Below are 17,674 nucleotides of genomic sequence, written 5' to 3'. Positions count from 1 at the left end.
CGCTACTCCCGGCGTATCAGCCGGTCGGCAAGCAGAGATGAGAAGAAGCCCGGCTTGAACTCGCGCTCGAGCCGCTCGGGATCGTAGTCCCTGGCGACCCAGTCGAGGAACGGCGTGCCCTTGCTGGCGCCTTCGCGGGCATAGCTCGCGAAGAAGGCATCGAGAATGCCGGTTTTGGCGAAGCGGAAATGGCCATAGCGCAGCGAGAGCTCGGCCATCGCCTCGGCGAGCGGTCGCTTCTCGTGGACGAGCAGATAAAGCGCGGCAAAGAAGCCGGCCCGGTCGGCGCCGGACTTGCAGTGAACCAATGCAGGCGTCTGCAGCCCGGCGAAGAAGGCTGGCGCGGCGAGGAGGGTGTCGCGGTCCGGCGCGCCGCGCGAGCGCAGCACGAACTCTACGAGCGCGATGCCGTGGCGCTCGCAGGCTTCCTTCTGCAGCGGCCAGGCGCCGTGCTCGCGGCCGCCCCGGAGGTTGACGATGGTCTTGACGCCCTGGCGGGCGAACCAGGCGATGTCCGTCGGCGCTGGCTGGGCGGCGCGCCAGAGCTGCGGCGTGACGCGGTGGGCGTTGAGATAGGCGAGCCGGAAAATGCCGTGGTCGGCCAGCAGCATGTTGGTCCAGGCGCGCGCGCGGTCGAGCCGGCCAGCCAGGGGGCGGTCCCAGCGCGCGATCCTTGCCATGCGCCTCGCATAGCGGTCTTCCGGCCGCCGCCAGCGGTTCAGCATGGGAGTGCACCTGTCATGCCGGCCCGATAGCAGCGCCTGCCGGCTTGCGCAAATCGGTAACGCCTTGCGACTAAAGCCCGGGCTTGGCCTTTGCGGCTGGAACGCGCATAAGGCGCCCGAAGTTTTGTCATCGACAGGTCAGGTACATGCGGCTCGACGCGATCTCCATCGGCAAGAATCCTCCGGAAGAAGTCAACGTCGTCATCGAGGTTGCGATCGGCGGCGAGCCGATCAAGTACGAGATGGACAAGGAAGCGGGCACGCTGTTCGTCGACCGCTTCCTTTATACGCCGATGCGCTATCCGGGGAATTACGGCTTCATCCCGCATACTCTGTCGGAGGACGGCGATCCCTGCGACGTTCTGGTCGCCAATACCCGCCCGTTGGTGCCGGGCTCCTACATCGCGGTCAGGCCGATCGGCGTGATGATGATGGAGGACGAGGGTGGCGGCGATGAGAAGATCATCGCCGTGCCCGTGCCCAAGCTGACCAAGCGCTACGAGAACGTGACGAACTACACCGATCTGCCGCAGATCACGCTCGACCAGATCCAGCATTTCTTCGAGCACTACAAGGATCTCGAGCCCGGCAAGTGGGTGAAGCTCGCCGGCTGGGGCGATGCTGCCAAGGCCAAGCAGCTGATCGTCGAGGCGATCGAACGCGCGAAGGCGGCGAAGGGCTGAGGCCCGCCGGCAATCAGCCCTCATACTTCTCCAGGAACGCCTCGACCGGCAGCGCCCGAAAATCGTCGAGCGCGGTGCGCAGTTGCGCATGCTCCCAATCCCACCAGCCGAGCGCCTTGAGCAGCTCGGCGACCGCCTCGGGAAACCGCTGGCGGATGATGCGGGCGGGATTGCCGGCGACGATGCTGTAGTCGGGCACGTCCTTGGTCACGACCGCGCCGCCCGCCACGACCGCGCCGGTGCCGATGCTGCGGCCGGCGAGGATGATGGCGCCGTGGCCGATCCAGACATCGTGGCCGATCGTCACCGGCGTCGAGCGGCGCCAGTCGAAGAAGGCGGCATCGTCCTCAGCATCGTCGAAATAGGCGCTGGCGCGATAGGTGAAATGCGACTGGGTCGCCCGCTGCGTCGGGTGGTTGCCCGGGTTGATGCGGGTATGGGCCGCGATCGAGCAGAACTTGCCGATGGTCGTGTAGATGACGTTGGAATCGTTCACGACATAGGAATAGTCGCCGAGCGTCGACTCGACGAAGGCGGTGCGGGCGCCGATCTCGGTATAGCGGCCGAGCACGGCGTCGCGGACATTCGCGGTCGGGTCGATCACGGGCTCGAGCCCGAGCTTCTTGCCTGCCATGACGGGCTTCCTTGCGGGATGGATCAACCGAGCGGGATGTTGTCGAGCAGCAGGAAGCGGCGGCTGCGGCTCTCCTGCTTGAAGATGGCGACGCGGTCGATCCGCACCGGACCGGACGGCACAGCCTGCGCATAGGCCTGCGCCAGTGCTGCCTTGACCGGTGCGACCTGCTCGTCCGGCAAGGAGCCCGTCAGCGTCATGTGGAAGCGGAAGACGTCACCGACATAAGGATAGCCATAGGCCTCGAGATAGGCGCGGTGTGCCGGCGTCAGCGGGCTTTGCAGGCGCCGCGCCAGATCGGTCTGCGAGAGCGGGGCGCGGAAGGGCTCGAAAGCCTGGACGATGTCGAAGGCGAAGCGCTGGAGCGCGTCGCTTGGCTCGGATGGCGTCAGGGCGATAAAGCGGCCGAGCGCGTTGACGGAGAGGCCGGTGAGCCGGACCGGCGGGCGCCCGGCGACATAGTTGCGGGCGAAGGCGCGTAACGCCCCCTCATTGCGGCCATTGGCGAGTTCGAAGGGCGCCTTCAGCGTGGCGTGGAAGCCGTAGCGGCGCGGCTCGGCCGTCAGTTCTGGCCAGTCGAGCCCGTCGCAGCCGGATGGGACGGCGAAGGCGATGTCCGTGCCTGTGATGGCGTCATAGCCCAGCGTCGCGCTGCCGAAGCGCCAGAGAGCGCTGTCGGCGGCGGGGGTGTAATAAAGCGCGTAGCGTGGCGCGGTCCCGGTCATGCTGCGCTCAGAAGGCCCGGCGTCCCTGCGACCAGACGGTGGTGATCACCGGCGTCGCGCCAAGTGCCCGGAAGCGCACGAGATCGGCACGCAGGCCGGGCTTGAGATGGCCGCGATCCCTGAGGCCGAGGATGTCGGCGACCTTCCAGGTGACCTTGGCCATCGCCGCCGGCAGGGCGATACCATGCTTGTCGCTGAGCTTGAGCACGGCCTGCAGCAGGCTCGCCGGGACATAATCGGAGGAGAGCCCGTCGAGCAGGTCCTTTTCGGCCAGCTCCGCCACCGAAACGCCGCCGGAATGCGAGCCGCCGCGGACCACGTTGGGAGCGCCGGCGATGGTGGCGAGGCCGCGCTGCTTGGCGGCCTGCGCCGCCTCGACCGTGGTCGGGAACTCCGAGATCACCGCGCCCGAAGCGATTCCGGCTTCGACATGCTCGACCGTGGTATCGTCATGGGTCGCGATCGGGATACCGCGGGCCTTGAACATCTCGACGACGGCGCTCCAGTTCTTGGCCACATTGGCCTTGCCTTCGCGCTGGCGGACGACGACGTCCTCCTGGAATTCGGCCTCGCTCTTGCCGTTGCCGACCGCGTAGGTGCGCAGATGCTCGAGGTCGCGCCATTGGCGCTGGCCGGGTGTGTGATCCATCAGCGAGACCAGCTGCACGATGGCATCGTCCTGATAAGGCTCGATGTCGCGCAACAGATCGGGGCTGGTCAGCTCGCAACGCATATGGATGCGATGATCGATGCGGAAGACGTTCTGGGCGAGGCCTTCATGCAGGGCGTCCATCACGTCGTTGAAGATGGTGCGGCGGTAATCCTTCGCGGAGAAGGGTGTGCCGGCGCAGATCGCGTCGTAGACGGTGGTGACGCCGGCGGCCGCCATCTGCGCGTCGTGGACCAGAGCCGCCGCGAGCCCGTTCGGCCAGAAGACCTTGGGGCGCGGCATGAAATGCTTTTCCATGTTGTCGGTGTGCATCTCGACGAGGCCGGGCGCGACATAGTCGCCCTGGACGTCGATCGCTTCCGGCAGGGAGGAACGGCCCTGGTCGACCGAGAGGATGCCGCTCTCGTCGAAGGCGATGGTGCCGGTAACGACCTCGTCCTCGAGGATCAGGCGGGCATTGGTCAGGATGGTGGACATCAGGCGGCCTTCCGGAAATCGGTGATGTCGAGATAGCGGGTCGCGACAGCCTCTCGCACGGCCTCGTCATGGAAGATACCGACGATGGCGGAGCCCTGCTCGCGCGCCTCGGCGATCAGCTTGACCACGACATTGCGGTTGTTGGCGTCGAGCGAGGCGGTCGGCTCGTCGATCAGCATGATCGGCGAGGGATCGACGAAGGAGCGGGCGATGTTCACGCGCTGCTGCTCGCCCCCGGAGAAGGTCGCGGGAGCGAGATCCCAGAGTCGCTGCGGCAAGTTGAGACGGGCGAGCATGGCTTTCGCGCGCTCGCTCGCTTCCTCCGGCGAGACGCCGCGCGCGAGCAGCGGGTCACGGACGATGTCGAGCGCCGTGACGCGCGGGATGACGCGCAGGAACTGCGAGACGAAGCCGAGCGTGCGGCGGCGGATGTCAAGCACGGTGCGCGGCACCGCCGAGACGATGTCGATGGGACGACCGGCATGGGTGATGGCGATGGAGCCGGAGGTCGGCCGGTAATTGCCATAGAGGATCCGCAGCAGGCTCGACTTGCCGGCGCCGGAGGCACCGGCCAGCACCAGCGCCTCGCCGGCCGCGACCGAAAAGTTGACGTTGTCGAACACCGGCAGGCGCACGCCGCCCTGATTGTGCAGGGTGAATTCCTTGGCGACGTTCTCGACGTGAATCATCGTGGTCATGATCGAGATGCCTTGCGGGTTCGGGGTGACGCGGTTGTGACGGCGCTCATACGGTGAGCACCGCTGATGCCAGCAATTGCGTGTAGGCGTGGTGGGGATCGTCGAGGACCTGGTCGGTCAGGCCCTGCTCGACGACGCGGCCATCCTTCATCACCATCAGCCGGTCGGTGAGCAGGCGGGCGACGGCGAGGTCATGGGTGACGATAATCGCGGCGAGGCCGAGATCGCGCACCAGCACGCGCAGCAGGTCGAGCAGGCGGGCCTGGACGGAGACGTCGAGGCCGCCGGTCGGCTCGTCCATGAAGACCAGCTTCGGTTCGGAGACGAGCACGCGGGCAATCTGCAGGCGCTGCTGCATGCCGCCGGAGAACTGGCGCGGCCGGTCGTCGATGCGGTTGCCGGCAATCTCGACGCGGGCGAGCCAATCCAGTGCGGTCTCGCGAATCCTGCCGTAATGGCGGGCACCATTATCCATCAGGCGCTCGCCGACATTGCCGCCGGCCGAGACGTCCATCCGCAAACCGTCGCGCGGGTTCTGGTGGACGATCCCCCAGGCGGTGCGCATCAGCCGGCGCCGCTCCTGCTCGGCCACCGAATAGATGTCGAGCGGCTCGGCGCCGCCCCGGAACAGCACCTGCCCCTCGTCGGGCTTGTCGATGCCGGCGAGGCAGCGCAGCAGCGTCGACTTGCCGGAACCGGATTCGCCGACGATCCCCAGCACCTCGCCCGGCCAGAGGTCGAAGGAGACGTCGGCGCAGCCGATGCGCTCGCCATAGAAGCGGCTGACGCCGGCGACCGAGAGCAGCGGCTGCGGATCGAGCCCGAGCTCCTGCGGATTGACCTGCATGTTCATGGCTTATCCTCGACCAGATGCAGCGCCGAGGCGTCGGCGAGCATGGCGCCGCGGTGGCCCTCGGCCCGCCGCGTCTCGCAATGATGGCTGTCGGAGCAGACGAACATGCGCCCGCCCTGATCGTCGATGACGACCTCGTCGAGATAGGAATCGGCCGCGCCGCAGAGCGCGCAGGGCTGCTCCCAGCTCTGGATGCGGAAGGGGTGATCCTCGAAATCGAGGCTGCGGACGCTGGTATGCGGCGGAACCGCATAGATGCGCTTCTCGCGGCCGGCGCCGAAGAGCTGCAGCGCCGGTGACATCTGCATCTTCGGATTGTCGAATTTCGGGATCGGCGAGGGCGCCATCACATAGCGGCCATTGACCATGACCGGGTAGTCATAGGTCGTGGTCACCTCGCCGAAGCGGGCGATGTTCTCGTAGAGCTTGACCTGCATCAGCCCATATTCGGCCCAGGCGTGCATCTTCCGTGTCTCGGCCTCGTGCGGTTCGAGTTTTCTGAGCGGCTCGGGCTGCGGCACCTGGTAGACCATGATCTGGCCGCTTTTCAGCGGCGCCTCGGGGATACGGTGGCGGGTCTGGATGATCGTCGCCTCGTCGGTCGCCTCGGTCGTCCTCGCATCGGCGGTGCGCTCGAAGAAGCGGCGGATCGAGACGGCGTTGGTGGTGTCGTCGGCGCCCTGGTCGATGACCTTCAGTGTATCGTCGGGACCGATGATCGCGGCGGTGACCTGGATGCCGCCGGTGCCCCAGCCGCGGGCGAGCGGCATCTCGCGCGAGCCGAACGGCACCTGGTAGCCCGGCACCGCAACCGCCTTGAGGAGCGCGCGGCGGATCATCCGCTTGGTCTGCTCGTCGAGATAGGCATAGTTGTAGGCCGGTTTGGTCTCGTCGCTGATGCTCTGGTGCACGGTCATTCCGCGGCCTCCGGCAGGGCTTCGTCCTGTTGATCGGCGAGCCGCTGCTCGCGCTCCTTGCGGATGCGGCGGATCAGTTCGAGCTCGCCCTGGAAATCGACATAATGCGGCAGCTTGAGATGCTCGACGAAGCCGGCCGCCTCAACATTGTCTGAGTGGTAGAGGACGAATTCGTCCTGCTGCGCCGGATAGGTCGCTGTCTCGCCGAACTCCCGCGCCTTCAGCGCCCGGTCGACCAGCGACATCGACATCGCCTTGCGCTCGCTATGGCCGAAGGAGAGCCCATAACCGCGGGTGAATTGCGGCAGCACCTCCTTGGAGCCGGCGAACTGGTTTACCATCTGGCACTCGGTCAAAGTGAGGTCGCCGAGATCGACCGCGAAACCGAGCTCCTCCGGCACGTATTCGACCGCGACCTCGCCGACCCGGACTTCACCGACGAAGGGATGGCTGTTGCCGAAGCCGCGCTGCACGGAATAGCCGAGGCCGAGCATGAAGCCTTCGTCGCCGCGTGCCATGGCCTGCAGGCGGACATCGCGGTCGGCCGGGAAGGTGACGGGTTCGCGGGTGAGATCGAAGGGGCGCGGATCGCCTTCCGGCGGCGCCTCCTCCTCCATCAGGCCCTCGGCGCCGAGGATATCGGGTACGCGGGGCATGAAGGCGTCGAGCGACTGCGCGGCAGGACGGGCCTGACTCTCCGCCGGAGCCGTCTCGTCCATCAGGGCGAAATCGAAGAGCCGGTGCGTGTAGTCATAGGTCGGGCCGAGCACCTGGCCGCCCGGCAGATCCTTATAGGTCGCCGAGACGCGCCGACGGATCGCCATCTTCGCTGTGTCGAGCGGCTCGGAGGAGCCGAAGCGCGGCAGGGTGGTGCGATAGGCGCGCATCAGGAAGGCGGCTTCGATCGCGTCACCCTGCGCCTGCTTCAGTGCCAGCGCAGCCAGATCGGGATCATAAAGTGAGCCTTCGTTCATGACGCGAGCGCAGGCGAGGCCCATCTGTTCGCGGATCTGCGCGACGGCGAGCTCCGGCACGCTCTCATCGCCGCGCCTTGCCTCGGCGACGAGATCATGGGTTGCGAGGATGGCGGCTTCGCCGCCCTTGACCGCGACATACATTCAGCGGGCCTCCACGATTTGCGTCGAGCGCGGCAGGCCGAGCAGCTGGTTGCCACGGACCAGCAGGAGGTCGACGCCGAGCGGGTAGAGCGCGGCGTTATCTGCGACCTCGGCCCAGAAGCCGTGGCGCAGGCCGGCCGGGGCGATCGTCCGATGACCGGCGATGCCCGGGCCTTCCAGCGTGACCGTCTCGCCACCTTCGAACCCGCTGCATTGGACGAGCACCGTGGTCGAGCGATCGGGGAACTGATCGTCGCCGGCGCTGAAGGCAGCGAGCTTCGGCTCCGGCGCGGCACCGTCGATCACAGCGAAGGCGGCGCGGGCGGGATCCTCGACCAGGGCGGCGCCGCAATGGAAGCGCAGCCAGGCGCCGGCCGGGCCGTCGCGCAATGCAGCGGGCAGCCAGATCGGCGTCTCGTAATCGGCGAGCGTCAGCAGCGCGACCGCCGTTGCCGGCTCGAGCCCGGTCGGGGCTTCGATCGCCTCGCCGAGATCGCGAGCAAGGCCCGGTTCCGAGAGCGCCGCGAGCAAGGCGCGAAATGCGCCTTGCGACTGGAAGATCGGGTCGGAAAAGCCGGCATGGATCTGGTTGCCGTCCTGCATCGTCACGCTCCCCTGACCAGGGTGAAGAAGTCGACCTTGGTGGCGGCCGCCTTGCGCGAGGCGAGCTCGCGGGCTGCCTGCTGCTTGTCGGCCAGTGCCTTGACGCCGCTTCGCAGCGGGCCTGCCTCGGCCTCGTCCTGAAGGAGCGCATCGGTGATCGCAGCGAGCCGCGCCTTGCGGCCATCGCGGCCGAGTGCGTAGGAGAAGCCCATGGCGCCGCCTTCGAGACGGATGACGCAGCGCGTCACCGTGGCTTCGCCGAGATTGAAGCGGCGACCGGCGCCGCCGGCCCGGCCCTCGACCATCACGGTCCCGGTTTCGGGGGCTTTCAGCACCTCGTGTGTCGGCAACGGTCCCGCCCCCTGCAGCAGGGCATCGACCTCGCCCCGTGTAGCGCGTGCAAGGACGGCCATCCAGTGCTGACGTATCGCGGTTTCGGTCATACTGTGTCGGCCTCTCGCCAAGCGCTAATGTCTAGACTATGATAGGTCTATTGGCGAAGAAGGTCTATACATTTTGGATGAAACTTTGATGACGAGCGGTCTGCCAGGCAATCAGGCCGGCGATGGCGGCACGGCATGGCGCCGGATCGCCGACGCGCTCGCGGCCTCGATCGAGCAGGGCGAGTACGAGCCCGGCGATACGCTGCCGGCTTCGGTCGCGCTGGCCGAGCGCTATGGCGTGCACCGGCATACGGTGCGTCAGGCCTTCCGGCATCTGGCCGAGCGCGGGCTGGTGACGGTCTCGCGCGGCCGTGGCACCCAGGTGACGGCACCGCGGTTCCCCTACAAGCTCGGCCGCCGCGTCAGCATGCGCACCAATTTCGGATCGGCGGGCGTCGCCGTCTCCGGCGCCGTGCTGGTGTCCGAGGTCGTCGCCGGCGAGGCGGAGCATTGTGCGTTGCTCGGCCTGCCCGAGGGCACGCCGCTCTGGGCGATCGAGACCTTGAGCCGGGCCGGCGGCACGCCAGTCAGCACCGGCATCCACTATCTCAGCGTCGAGCGCTTTCCGCGCTTCGACGAGATCCTGACGGAAGCGGGGTCATCGATCACCGCCGCCTTCAAGACCTGCGGCATTGCCGATTATGTCCGGCTCTCGACGCGGCTGGCGGCGCGGCTGGCGAGCGAGCGCGAGGCGGCGCTGCTCAAGATCGAGCCGGGCGCGGCGGTGCTGACATCGGACGCGATCGACGCGCTGCCCGACCTGACCCCCATCCACATCGTCAACAGCGTCTTCGCGGGCGAGCGGATGGAGATGGTGATCGAGCCCTTCGGCGATTGAACGCCGGACTCAGACCGCCCGCTTGCCGATGATGGCGAAGCGCAGCTTGTTCGAGAGGAAGTCGATCGCCGTCACCGCCGCCAGAACCAGCAGGATCAGGAACGAGACCTGCTGCCATTCGAGCGTGCGGATGGTCTCGGCGAGGTAGAGGCCGATGCCGCCGGCGCCGACGATGCCGATGATGGTCGAGGAGCGCGTGTTCGACTCGATGTAGTAGAGCACCTGGCTGGCGATCACCGGCAGCACCTGCGGGATCAATCCGAAGCGGATCTCGTGCAGCTTGCCGCCGCCGACCGAGGCGACGCCCTCGACGGGCTTCCGATCGACGGATTCGATCGCCTCGGAGAACAGCTTGCCGAAGGCACCGAGATCGCTGGTCATGATCGCGAGCATACCGGCGAAGGGGCCGAGGCCGACGACGTTGACCCAGATCAGCGCCCAGATCAGTGCGTCGACGCCGCGAACCGTGTCCATCGAGCGGCGCGCCAGGAAATGCACGACACGGTTGGCGACGACATTCTTGGCGGCGAGGAAGCCGAGCGGGAAGGCGAGGATCGCCGCCAGGATCGTGCCGAGGAAGGCAATGGCGATGGTCTCGAACAGCGCCTTGACGAAGATGATGGCGCGGGCGAACGAGCCGGGATCGGGCGGCAGCATCAGCACCACGAAGGTGCCGAGATTGGCGAAGCCGGCGATGATCTTCCAGAGCGAGGTTTCGAGCGTGGTAAGCCCGTAAAGAAAGAGGCCGACCAGGCCGCCGACGACGGCGATGGTGCTGAGCTTGGTCTTCAGCGAGCCGTCGATCGCGGTCTTGTGGCGGGCGATCAGCGCGGCGCGATCGGGGGCGGAAAGGGCGAGCGTCATTTGCCGTGCTCCAGGCTGAGCAGCGCATGGCGCAGGCGCTCGGTGCCATAATCGATCAGCATCACCGTGACGATGATGAGCAGCAGGATGGCGCTGACATCGGTGAAGTAGAATTTGCGGATCGCCTCGATCAGGTCCTGGCCGATGCCGCCGGCGCCGACGAAGCCCATGATCGAGGCGCCGCGGACATTGATCTCGAAGCGCAGCAGCGCGTAGCTGGCGAAGTTCGACAGAACCTGCGGCACGACGGCAAAGCGGATGGTCTGCCACCAGCCGGCGCCGGTCGCGGTGAGGCCGTCAACCGGCTTCATGTCGATGTTCTCGACAACTTCCGAGAAGAGCTTGCCCATCGCGCCCATGGTGTGGATGGCGATGGCGAGCACGCCCGGCAGCGGCCCAAGCCCGAAGGCGATGACGAAGATCAGCGCGAAGACGATCTCGGGGACGGTGCGGCAGAATTCGAGGAAGCGGCGCGTTGCCCAGCGCGGCTCAATCGAGCGGCCAAGATTGCTGGCGGCGGTGAAGCAGAGCAGGAAGCCGCCGACGGCGCCGAGCACGGTGCCGATATAGGCGATCAGCAAGGTCTGCCAGAGCAGCTTCAGCCAGCCATTGAGGCCCCAGTACCATTCCTTGAGATCGGCACCGAACGTCGCGAAGCGCAGCGTCGGCATGGTCTCCAGGATGTATTTCGGGAAACGCCAGGCATTGGCGGCAAACTTGCCTGGGTCGACCTCCGAGCCGATCGCGGCAAGGACGACGCAGGCGAGGAAGATCGCTGCTGCGAGCAGGGTCTGCAGGCGCTTGGCCGCCATTTCGCGCCGATAGAGATCGGCATGGGCGGTGATGGCGGGATCGTTGCGGTCGATCGCGAGTGTCATGAAGCGCTTCCATCAGGTCGCAGGACCGGCTGGTGCCGGTCCTGGACTGGGCGTCATTCTCGGGCAGAGCGAAGCGCAGACCCGAGAATCTCGATCAGGAGATGCTCGGGTCAAGCCCGAGCATGACGGCTGTCAGAGTTACGACGACTTCTTCTTGCGAAGTGCGTCGACGAACTTGTTCAGCTCGATGATCGGGTCGTAGGCCTTGTTGTCGACGGCGACGAGCGGGCCCTGCTTGCCTTCATAGATCTTGTCGAAGGCGGCCTTGTCCTTGGTCGCGAGATTGAGGACCGTGTCGCGGATCTTGCCCTTCAGCTCTTCCGGCAGCTCGCTGAGATAAGCCATCGGCGAGTTCACGATCTGCTCGGACTTGTAGATGATGCGGAAATCGTCCGCCTTGACCATCTTCTTGCGGTCCATGCGCAGCAGGTTCGATTCCTGCTCGTCGTTCCACCAGTTGGCGGCGACGTCGACGGTGCCCTGGCCGAGTGCAATCACCGCGTTCTCATGGCTGCCGGTGTAGACGACCTTGCCGAAGAAGGTCTCGGGCTCGATCTTCATGCCGTCCAGCGCGAAGCGCGGGACGTTGTTGCCGGAGGTCGAGTTCGGGTCGACGAGGCCGAGGTTCTTGCCCTTGAGATCCTCGATCTTCTGATAGGGCGAATCCTTCTTCACGTAGAAGACCGAATAGTAGCCCTTGGTGCCGTCGATATTGGTCTCGATCGCGAAGGCGTCGATCTTGGCGCCGGTCATCAGCGCGCGGGCGAAGGAGGCCGGGCCGTACATGCCGATATGGATGTTGCCGGCGCGCTGGCCCTCGATGATCGCGGCGTAGTCGTTGGCGATGCGCAGGGTCACCTTGGTGCCGAGTTCCTTCGCGAGATAGTTGACGAAGGGGGTGTAGCGCTCGACGACGCCGGAGGCGTTCTCGGACGGGATGATGGCGAAGACCAGCTCGGGATATTTCGCCTTCCAGTCCTGGGCGAAAGCCGGGGCGGCGAGCGTTGCGGCAAGGCCGGCGGCGGCGAGCGTAAACGTATGACGACGGGTCAGCATGAGAGTGCTCCTTTTAAAAGATCGGCGATGACGGGTCAGGCGTAAGTGCAGGCTTGGGCGCGCCGCCGGCTGTTTCAGGCGACGTTCTGCTTGGCGCGCTGGGCTTCCTCGATGGCGATGGCGTCGAGTTGGTCGAGCGCTTCGGCGCCGGCATCCTTGGCCTCGATGCCGTAGAGTTCGGCGGCGAGTTCGCTGGTCAGCGCGTGCGGCGGGCCGTCGAACACGACCTTGCCGCCGGCCATGCCGATCAGCCGGTCGCAGTACTTCGCCGCGATATCGAGATGGTGAAGGTTGCAGATCACGGTGATGCCGTCCTCGCGATTGATGCGGAACAGCGCGTCCATGACGACCTGGGTATTGCGCGGGTCGAGCGAGGCGATCGGCTCGTCGGCGAGGATGATCTTCGGCTCCTGCACCAAGGCGCGGGCGATGGCGACGCGCTGCTGCTGACCGCCGGATAGGGTCTCGGCGCGCTGTGCCAGCAGGTGCCCCATATCGAGCCGCTCGAGCGCGGCGATGGCACGGACCTTGTCGTCCTGCGAGAAGCTCTTGACCAGCGTCAGCGCGGCGGAGCGGTGATTGAGACGGCCGAGCAGCACGTTGGTCAGCACGTCGAGCCGGCCGACCAGGTTGAACTGCTGGAAGATCATCGCCGTGTCGCGTCGCCAGCCCCTGAGCGCCGCGCCGCGCAGGGCGGTGACATCGCGCTCTTCGCTCAGGATGCGGCCGTCGCTGGCATCGGCGAGGCGGTTCAACATGCGCAGCAGCGTCGACTTGCCGGCGCCGGAGCGGCCGATGATGCCGACCATCTCGCCGCGGGGAATCGACAGGGTGACGTTGTCGACGGCGGCCTTGCCACCGAAACGCTTGGTCAGACCCTCGATACGCAGCATCAACACTCTCCCGCGATTGCGGGATGATGCGGTATCGGCGCCAGATGACAGCGCGGTGACAGGAGGCGCGTTCCAGGGCGTCGAAGGTTCAGGCGGTCATCAGCCGTCAACCATGTCGTCGTGAGCCGTTGGAGCGGCGCTGCGTCAGGCGGCCCGCAGCAGCAGGTCTACGCAGGCGGTGACGTAGGCCTTGCGTTCGGACGAGCGAACCGGGGCGATGCCGAGCAGGCCGCGAACCTGATGGAAGCCGCGGAGCATGCCGATGAACTGCTCGGCGAGCCTGTTCGCTTCCCCGCATGTGAGTGCCCGCGACATGCCATCACCGGATCGTGACCGCTGCTCCAGCAAAGCGGAGAGCTCCGTAATCATCCGGCCAGCACCTGTATCGTAGGCCGCCTGTCCCAGTTCGGGAAAACGGGCGGCCGCTCCGACGATCAACCGATGCAGATCAAGCGAGGCCGGATGCAGCATCATCGCCAGCGCGTCCTCGCCGAGTCGCAAGAGAATCGCGCGCAAATCGCCAGTCGCGCTCGGCGGTTGGCGCAGCGGAATCGTCAGCTTTTCAGTGAGTTCGCTGCAGATCGCCAGGAACAACGCCTGCTTGTCGGCGAAATGGCTGTAGATGGTCTGTTTGGAGACGCCTGCGCGCTGGGCGATCTGGTCGAGGCTGGCCCGGTCGAAGCCCTCGGCCAGGAACGTCTCCGAAGCGGCCCGGGTGATCGCGTCATGTTTGTCCGGCCGTGATTTTTCGGCCGGCATTGCTTTTGCTTCTGCAGCGGCGGCGCTACTGCGTCCGTGCATTGATCATTCCGTCACGCTTCCGCCCTTAAAGGGTGCTTATCAAACTAGACCGTCCAGTCTAGAATATGTCCGTCTTACCGGAGCGTCCAGCCTGATGAAGCGTTTTCTCCTCCTTATCCTGATCGCCGGGCTGGCGGGCGGTGGGTACTATGGCTACCGCTACCACTATAAGCCGACCAATCAGCAGGCGCAGGCGCAGGGCGTCGCCAATGCGCCGAATCCTGCAATCCCGGTCGAGGTCGGGACGATCGAGCTCGCTACGGTCGCCGAAGAGGTCGAAGCGCTCGGGACACTCGCGGCCGAAGAGTCCATCGTGATCGCCCCCGAGATCGCCGGACGCGTCGTCGCGCTTGGCTTCAAGGAGGGCGAGCGGGTCAACAAGGACCAGCCGCTGGTCATGCTCGACACCGCCATCCTCGACGCAGAGCTGAAACAGTCCCAGGCAGATCTCTCGCTGGCGCGTGACACCTATGACCGCAACCGCTCGCTGGTGCAGCGCGGCGCCGGTACCCAGGTCGCGCTCGAGCAGGCGACGGCGCAGCTCGCCTCCCAGGAGGCGCGCCTGCAACTCGCCCAGGCCAAGCTCGCGCTGGCGACGATCAAGGCGCCGTTCAACGGCGTGGTCGGCCTGCGCGCGGTCGGCGTCGGCGATTATGTCTCGATCGGCAAGCAGCTGATCACGCTGACCAGTATCGACCCAATCAAGGTCGATTTCCGCGTGCCTGAGATCTACCTGACCCAGCTCAAGGTCAGCCAGCCGATCCAGCTCAAGGTCGATGCGGTGCCCGATCGGCCATTCACCGGTAAGATTTTCGCGATCGATCCGGTGGTCGACGTCAATGGTCGGGCCGTCAAGCTGCGCGCGCTCGTGCCCAATGCCGATCTCGTTCTGAAGCCCGGCCTGTTCGCCCGCGTGACGATCATGGTCGACAAGCGCGAGAATGCGCTGGTCGTGCCGGAGACGGCCGTCGTGCCGGACGGGCTCGGCAAGACGGTCTTCATCATCGAGAACGGCAAGGCCAAGCGCATTCCGGTCGAACTCGGCAAGCGCCTGACCGGCAAGGTCGAGGTGGTCAAGGGCCTCAAGCCCGGCATGCAGATCGTCACCGCCGGGCAGATGCGCCTGCGCGAGGGCTCGACCGTGCTGATCAGGGAGAAGGCTGCGGTCCAGACCAGCTCGCTGCCGGGCGCCGTGCAGCGATGAGCCTGTTCGAGCTCTTCGTCCGCCGGCCGGTCCTCTCGACCGTCCTCAGCATGCTCGTCATCCTGATCGGCTTCGTCTCCTATACGCGCCTGACGGTGCGCGAATATCCGAACATCGACGAGCCGATCGTCTCGGTGCAGACGGTCTATCGCGGCGCCAGCGCCGAGATCATCGAAACGCAGGTCACGCAGATCCTCGAGAACTCGATCGCCGGCATCGAAGGCATCGAGATCATCAACTCGACCAGCCGGCAGGAGCGCAGCCAGATCTCCGTGCGCTTCAGGCCGGACGTTGATCCCGATGTCGCGGCTTCCGACGTGCGCGACCGTGTCAGCCGCGTGCGCGGCCGCATGCCCGACGAGATCGACGAGCCGATCATCGCCAAGGTCGAGGCCGATGCCCAGCCGGTGATGTATCTGTCGCTGACCAGTTCGCGGCATTCGCCGCTGGAGCTCACTGATTTCGCCGATCGTTTCATCGCCGACCGCGTTCAGAACATCACCGGCGTCGCCGAGGTCCGCATCCTCGGCCAGCGCCAATACGCCATGCGCATCTGGCTCGATCGCGCACGGCTCGCGGCCTACAACATCACGGTCCAGGAGATCGAGGCGGCGCTGCGGGCGCAGAACGTCGAGATTCCCTCCGGCCGCATCGAGAGCAACGACCGCGAGTTCACGGTGCTCTCGCAGACCAGCCTCAACACGCCCGAGCAGTTCCGCGAGATCACGGTCAAGGATGCCAACGGCTTCCCCGTCAAGCTGCGCGACATCGCCAAGGTCGAGCTCGGCGCCCGCGAGGAGCGCAATGCCGCCTGGTTCGGCGGCCAGCCTTCGGTGACGATCGGCATCGTCAAGCAGGCGACGGCGAACCCACTCGACGTCTCCTCAGGCGTGGTCGCAGCGCTGCCGAGCATCCGCGAGGACCTGCCCGACGGCATGTCGATCGCGACCTCCTACGACACCTCGATCTTCATCGATCGCTCGATCAAGGCGGTCTACACCACGATCGGCGAGGCGGTCGTCCTCGTCGTGCTGATCATCTTCCTGTTCCTGCGCTCGCTGCGCGCGACGCTGATCCCGCTCGTCACCATCCCGGTCTCGCTGATCGGCGCCTTCGCGCTGATGTATGCGCTCGGCTTCACGGTGAACACGCTGACGCTGCTCTCGATGGTGCTCGCCATCGGCCTCGTCGTCGACGACGCCATCGTCGTGCTCGAGAACGTTCACCGCCATATCGAAGACGGGGTCGAGCCAACCAAGGCGGCGATCAAGGGCATCAACGAGATCGCCTTCGCGGTCGTGGCGATGACGCTGACGCTGGTCGCGGTCTATGCGCCGATGGCGTTCTCGACCGGGCGGACCGGCAAGCTCTTCGTCGAGTTCGCGCTGACACTGGCCGGTGCGGTGCTGGTCTCGGGCTTCGTCGCGTTGACGCTGACGCCGATGATGTGCGCCAAGCTGCTGCGCCATCATGAGAAGCACAACTTCGTCTACAACGCGCTGGAGCGCTTCTTCGAGGCACTGTCCAGCGGTTATCGCCGCTCGCTCCGCTTTGCGCTGTCGGTCAGGCCGGTGGTCGTGCTGCTGGCGCTGCTGGTCGCCGGCGGCAGCTATTTCTTCTTCACCAATCTGCGCTCCGAGCTCGCACCGGTCGAAGATCGCGGCACGATCACCGCGATCGGCGTCGCGCCGGAAGGCGCGACCATGGCCTTCACCGCCGACTATGCCCGGCGGGTCGAGGACTATTTCAGCAAGATCCAGGAGGTCGACAGCTATCTCGTCATCGTTGGCTTCCCGGATGTGACGCGGGCGATCGCCTTTGCGCGCCTGAAACCCTGGGAAGAGCGCCACCGCAAGCAACAGGATCTCGTCGCCGAGATCAACAAGGGGCTGTCGCAGATCCCCGGCATCCGCCTGTTCGCGACCAACCCGCCCTCGCTCGGTCAGGGCGGCGCCAACAGCAAGCCGGTCGAGTTCGTGCTGCGCTCGTCGGACCCTTACGTCACGATCAAGGAAAACGTCGACCGGTTGATCGCCGAGGTCCAAGGCAATCCAGCGCTGACCAATATCGAGACCAACCTCATCCTCGACAAGCCGCAGATCAAGGTCTCGATCGATCGGCAGCGCGCCTCTGATCTCGGCGTCGGCGTCGACGTGATCGGCCGGACCATGGAGACCCTGCTGGGCGGCCGCCAGGTCACGCGCTTCAATATGAATGGCGAGCAGTATGACGTCATGCTGCAGGTCGCCGGCGCGGAGCGCAGCACGCCGCAGGCGTTGCAGTCGATCTATCTGATGGGCCGGGGTGGCCAGGCGGTGCAGCTCTCCAGCCTCGTCCAGATCGAGGAGAACGTCGCGCCCAAGGAGCTGATCCGCTTCAACCAGCTGCGCTCGGCGACGATCACGGCTGTGCCCGGAGCGGGCTATTCGCTCGGCGACGCGCTTGCTGTGCTCGAGCAGGGGGCGGCGAAGGTGCTGCCGGCCTCGTTCCAGACCGACTATTCCGGCCAGAGCCGCGAGTTCAAGCAGTCGGGCTCCTCGATCCTGCTCGTCTTCCTGCTGGCACTCGGCTTCATCTATCTGGTGCTGGCGGCG

Annotated in this window: 18 protein-coding genes and 1 pseudogene; 4 read left to right on the top strand and 15 right to left on the bottom strand. The window is 66.1% G+C overall.

Translation table 11 applies throughout. The features are described 5' to 3' along the window. Window positions 1-2: 2 nt before the first annotated feature. Window positions 3-725, bottom strand: coding sequence for a fused DSP-PTPase phosphatase/NAD kinase-like protein (locus tag QO058_RS15085; protein WP_284167139.1), 723 nt, complete (start codon window positions 723-725; stop codon window positions 3-5). Window positions 726-871: 146 nt separating this feature from the next. Between QO058_RS15085 and ppa the strand changes: the two genes are divergently transcribed. Continuing rightward, window positions 872-1,408 (top strand): inorganic diphosphatase, encoded by a 537-nt coding sequence (gene ppa, locus QO058_RS15080; protein WP_284167138.1) that lies wholly within the window; start codon window positions 872-874, stop codon window positions 1,406-1,408. 13 nt (window positions 1,409-1,421) lie between these two features. Here the strand turns inward: ppa and QO058_RS15075 are convergent, their stop codons facing one another. The 9 genes from QO058_RS15075 to phnG are packed head-to-tail and all read right to left on the bottom strand — an operon-like array spanning window position 1,422 to window position 8,546. Further along, window positions 1,422-2,042 (bottom strand): LbetaH domain-containing protein, encoded by a 621-nt coding sequence (locus QO058_RS15075; RefSeq protein WP_284167137.1) that lies wholly within the window; start codon window positions 2,040-2,042, stop codon window positions 1,422-1,424. A gap of 23 nt (window positions 2,043-2,065) precedes the next feature. After that, complete coding sequence (locus QO058_RS15070; RefSeq protein ID WP_284167136.1) at window positions 2,066-2,767, bottom strand: DUF1045 domain-containing protein; 702 nt, start codon at window positions 2,765-2,767, stop codon at window positions 2,066-2,068. A gap of 7 nt (window positions 2,768-2,774) precedes the next feature. Then, window positions 2,775-3,914 carry an alpha-D-ribose 1-methylphosphonate 5-triphosphate diphosphatase gene (locus QO058_RS15065; RefSeq protein WP_284167135.1) on the bottom strand — a complete coding sequence of 380 codons (1,140 nt, stop codon included), beginning with the start codon at window positions 3,912-3,914 and terminating at the stop codon, window positions 2,775-2,777. Beyond that, window positions 3,914-4,612: a phosphonate C-P lyase system protein PhnL gene (gene phnL, locus QO058_RS15060; RefSeq protein WP_284167134.1), complete on the bottom strand. Its 699-nt coding sequence runs from the start codon at window positions 4,610-4,612 to the stop codon at window positions 3,914-3,916. The genes QO058_RS15065 and phnL overlap by 1 nt, the downstream gene beginning before the upstream one ends. A gap of 46 nt (window positions 4,613-4,658) precedes the next feature. Then, window positions 4,659-5,465, bottom strand: coding sequence for a phosphonate C-P lyase system protein PhnK (gene phnK, locus QO058_RS15055; RefSeq protein WP_284167133.1), 807 nt, complete (start codon window positions 5,463-5,465; stop codon window positions 4,659-4,661). After that, entirely contained in the window at window positions 5,462-6,382 is a 921-nt protein-coding gene (locus tag QO058_RS15050; RefSeq protein WP_284167132.1) for an alpha-D-ribose 1-methylphosphonate 5-phosphate C-P-lyase PhnJ, read from the bottom strand. The genes phnK and QO058_RS15050 overlap by 4 nt, the downstream gene beginning before the upstream one ends. Continuing rightward, window positions 6,379-7,500: a carbon-phosphorus lyase complex subunit gene (locus tag QO058_RS15045; protein WP_284167131.1), complete on the bottom strand. Its 1,122-nt coding sequence runs from the start codon at window positions 7,498-7,500 to the stop codon at window positions 6,379-6,381. The genes QO058_RS15050 and QO058_RS15045 overlap by 4 nt, the downstream gene beginning before the upstream one ends. After that, a complete protein-coding gene (gene phnH / locus QO058_RS15040; protein ID WP_284167130.1) occupies window positions 7,501-8,103 on the bottom strand; it encodes a phosphonate C-P lyase system protein PhnH in 603 nt (200 codons plus the stop codon). It abuts the gene before it with no gap. 2 nt (window positions 8,104-8,105) lie between these two features. Further along, the gene (phnG, locus tag QO058_RS15035) at window positions 8,106-8,546 is read right to left on the bottom strand and encodes a phosphonate C-P lyase system protein PhnG (RefSeq protein WP_284167129.1); all 441 of its coding nucleotides are present in this window, start codon (window positions 8,544-8,546) and stop codon (window positions 8,106-8,108) included. Window positions 8,547-8,634: 88 nt separating this feature from the next. On the opposite strand from phnG, the gene phnF reads away from it, so the two are divergent. Then, a complete protein-coding gene (phnF, locus tag QO058_RS15030; protein WP_284167128.1) occupies window positions 8,635-9,384 on the top strand; it encodes a phosphonate metabolism transcriptional regulator PhnF in 750 nt (249 codons plus the stop codon). Between the two features lie 9 nt (window positions 9,385-9,393). On the opposite strand, the gene phnE (QO058_RS15025) is transcribed toward phnF, so the two are convergent. The 5 genes from phnE (QO058_RS15025) to QO058_RS15005 all read right to left on the bottom strand — a co-directional run bounded on the left by phnE (QO058_RS15025) (window position 9,394) and on the right by QO058_RS15005 (window position 13,876). After that, a complete protein-coding gene (gene phnE / locus QO058_RS15025) occupies window positions 9,394-10,248 on the bottom strand; it encodes a phosphonate ABC transporter, permease protein PhnE (RefSeq protein WP_284167127.1) in 855 nt (284 codons plus the stop codon). Beyond that, window positions 10,245-11,126, bottom strand: coding sequence for a phosphonate ABC transporter, permease protein PhnE (phnE, locus tag QO058_RS15020; protein ID WP_284167126.1), 882 nt, complete (start codon window positions 11,124-11,126; stop codon window positions 10,245-10,247). The genes phnE (QO058_RS15025) and phnE (QO058_RS15020) overlap by 4 nt, the downstream gene beginning before the upstream one ends. A 138-nt stretch (window positions 11,127-11,264) precedes the next feature. Beyond that, the gene (gene phnD, locus QO058_RS15015) at window positions 11,265-12,182 is read right to left on the bottom strand and encodes a phosphonate ABC transporter substrate-binding protein (RefSeq protein WP_284167125.1); all 918 of its coding nucleotides are present in this window, start codon (window positions 12,180-12,182) and stop codon (window positions 11,265-11,267) included. Between the two features lie 74 nt (window positions 12,183-12,256). Next, entirely contained in the window at window positions 12,257-13,075 is an 819-nt protein-coding gene (gene phnC / locus QO058_RS15010) for a phosphonate ABC transporter ATP-binding protein (protein WP_284167124.1), read from the bottom strand. A gap of 144 nt (window positions 13,076-13,219) precedes the next feature. Beyond that, the gene (locus QO058_RS15005; RefSeq protein ID WP_284167122.1) at window positions 13,220-13,876 is read right to left on the bottom strand and encodes a TetR/AcrR family transcriptional regulator; all 657 of its coding nucleotides are present in this window, start codon (window positions 13,874-13,876) and stop codon (window positions 13,220-13,222) included. Window positions 13,877-13,970: 94 nt separating this feature from the next. On the opposite strand from QO058_RS15005, the gene QO058_RS15000 reads away from it, so the two are divergent. Then, window positions 13,971-15,080 carry an efflux RND transporter periplasmic adaptor subunit gene (locus QO058_RS15000; protein WP_284167121.1) on the top strand — a complete coding sequence of 370 codons (1,110 nt, stop codon included), beginning with the start codon at window positions 13,971-13,973 and terminating at the stop codon, window positions 15,078-15,080. Further along, a pseudogene (locus QO058_RS14995) lies at window positions 15,077-17,638 on the top strand (efflux RND transporter permease subunit); the annotation flags it as partial. The gene QO058_RS15000 and the pseudogene QO058_RS14995, both read left to right, overlap by 4 nt. Between the last annotated feature and the right edge of the window lie 36 nt (window positions 17,639-17,674).

The sequence above is a fragment of the Bosea vestrisii genome (assembly GCF_030144325.1).
Taxonomy (GTDB): domain Bacteria; phylum Pseudomonadota; class Alphaproteobacteria; order Rhizobiales; family Beijerinckiaceae; genus Allobosea; species Allobosea vestrisii_A.
Note: the sequence above shows the minus strand (reverse complement) of the source record. Positions and strands in the feature narration are given on the sequence as shown.

Bases quoted from the DNA above. Each gene is read 5' to 3' on its own strand.
- phnG (WP_284167129.1), bottom strand. From the start codon at position 8,546: ATGACCGAAACCGCGATACGTCAGCACTGGATGGCCGTCCTTGCACGC.
- QO058_RS15065 (WP_284167135.1), bottom strand. From the start codon at position 3,914: ATGTCCACCATCCTGACCAATGCCCGCCTGATCCTCGAGGACGAGGTC.
- phnD (WP_284167125.1), bottom strand. From the start codon at position 12,182: ATGCTGACCCGTCGTCATACGTTTACGCTCGCCGCCGCCGGCCTTGCC.
- ppa (WP_284167138.1), top strand. From the start codon at position 872: ATGCGGCTCGACGCGATCTCCATCGGCAAGAATCCTCCGGAAGAAGTC.
- QO058_RS15075 (WP_284167137.1), bottom strand. From the start codon at position 2,042: ATGGCAGGCAAGAAGCTCGGGCTCGAGCCCGTGATCGACCCGACCGCG.
- QO058_RS15050 (WP_284167132.1), bottom strand. From the start codon at position 6,382: ATGACCGTGCACCAGAGCATCAGCGACGAGACCAAACCGGCCTACAAC.
- QO058_RS15070 (WP_284167136.1), bottom strand. From the start codon at position 2,767: ATGACCGGGACCGCGCCACGCTACGCGCTTTATTACACCCCCGCCGCC.
- QO058_RS15045 (WP_284167131.1), bottom strand. From the start codon at position 7,500: ATGTATGTCGCGGTCAAGGGCGGCGAAGCCGCCATCCTCGCAACCCAT.
- phnL (WP_284167134.1), bottom strand. From the start codon at position 4,612: ATGACCACGATGATTCACGTCGAGAACGTCGCCAAGGAATTCACCCTG.
- phnE (WP_284167127.1), bottom strand. From the start codon at position 10,248: ATGACGCTCGCCCTTTCCGCCCCCGATCGCGCCGCGCTGATCGCCCGC.
- phnE (WP_284167126.1), bottom strand. From the start codon at position 11,126: ATGACACTCGCGATCGACCGCAACGATCCCGCCATCACCGCCCATGCC.
- phnF (WP_284167128.1), top strand. From the start codon at position 8,635: ATGACGAGCGGTCTGCCAGGCAATCAGGCCGGCGATGGCGGCACGGCA.
- phnK (WP_284167133.1), bottom strand. From the start codon at position 5,465: ATGAACATGCAGGTCAATCCGCAGGAGCTCGGGCTCGATCCGCAGCCG.
- QO058_RS15085 (WP_284167139.1), bottom strand. From the start codon at position 725: ATGCTGAACCGCTGGCGGCGGCCGGAAGACCGCTATGCGAGGCGCATG.
- QO058_RS15005 (WP_284167122.1), bottom strand. From the start codon at position 13,876: ATGCACGGACGCAGTAGCGCCGCCGCTGCAGAAGCAAAAGCAATGCCG.
- phnH (WP_284167130.1), bottom strand. From the start codon at position 8,103: ATGCAGGACGGCAACCAGATCCATGCCGGCTTTTCCGACCCGATCTTC.
- QO058_RS15000 (WP_284167121.1), top strand. From the start codon at position 13,971: ATGAAGCGTTTTCTCCTCCTTATCCTGATCGCCGGGCTGGCGGGCGGT.
- phnC (WP_284167124.1), bottom strand. From the start codon at position 13,075: ATGCTGCGTATCGAGGGTCTGACCAAGCGTTTCGGTGGCAAGGCCGCC.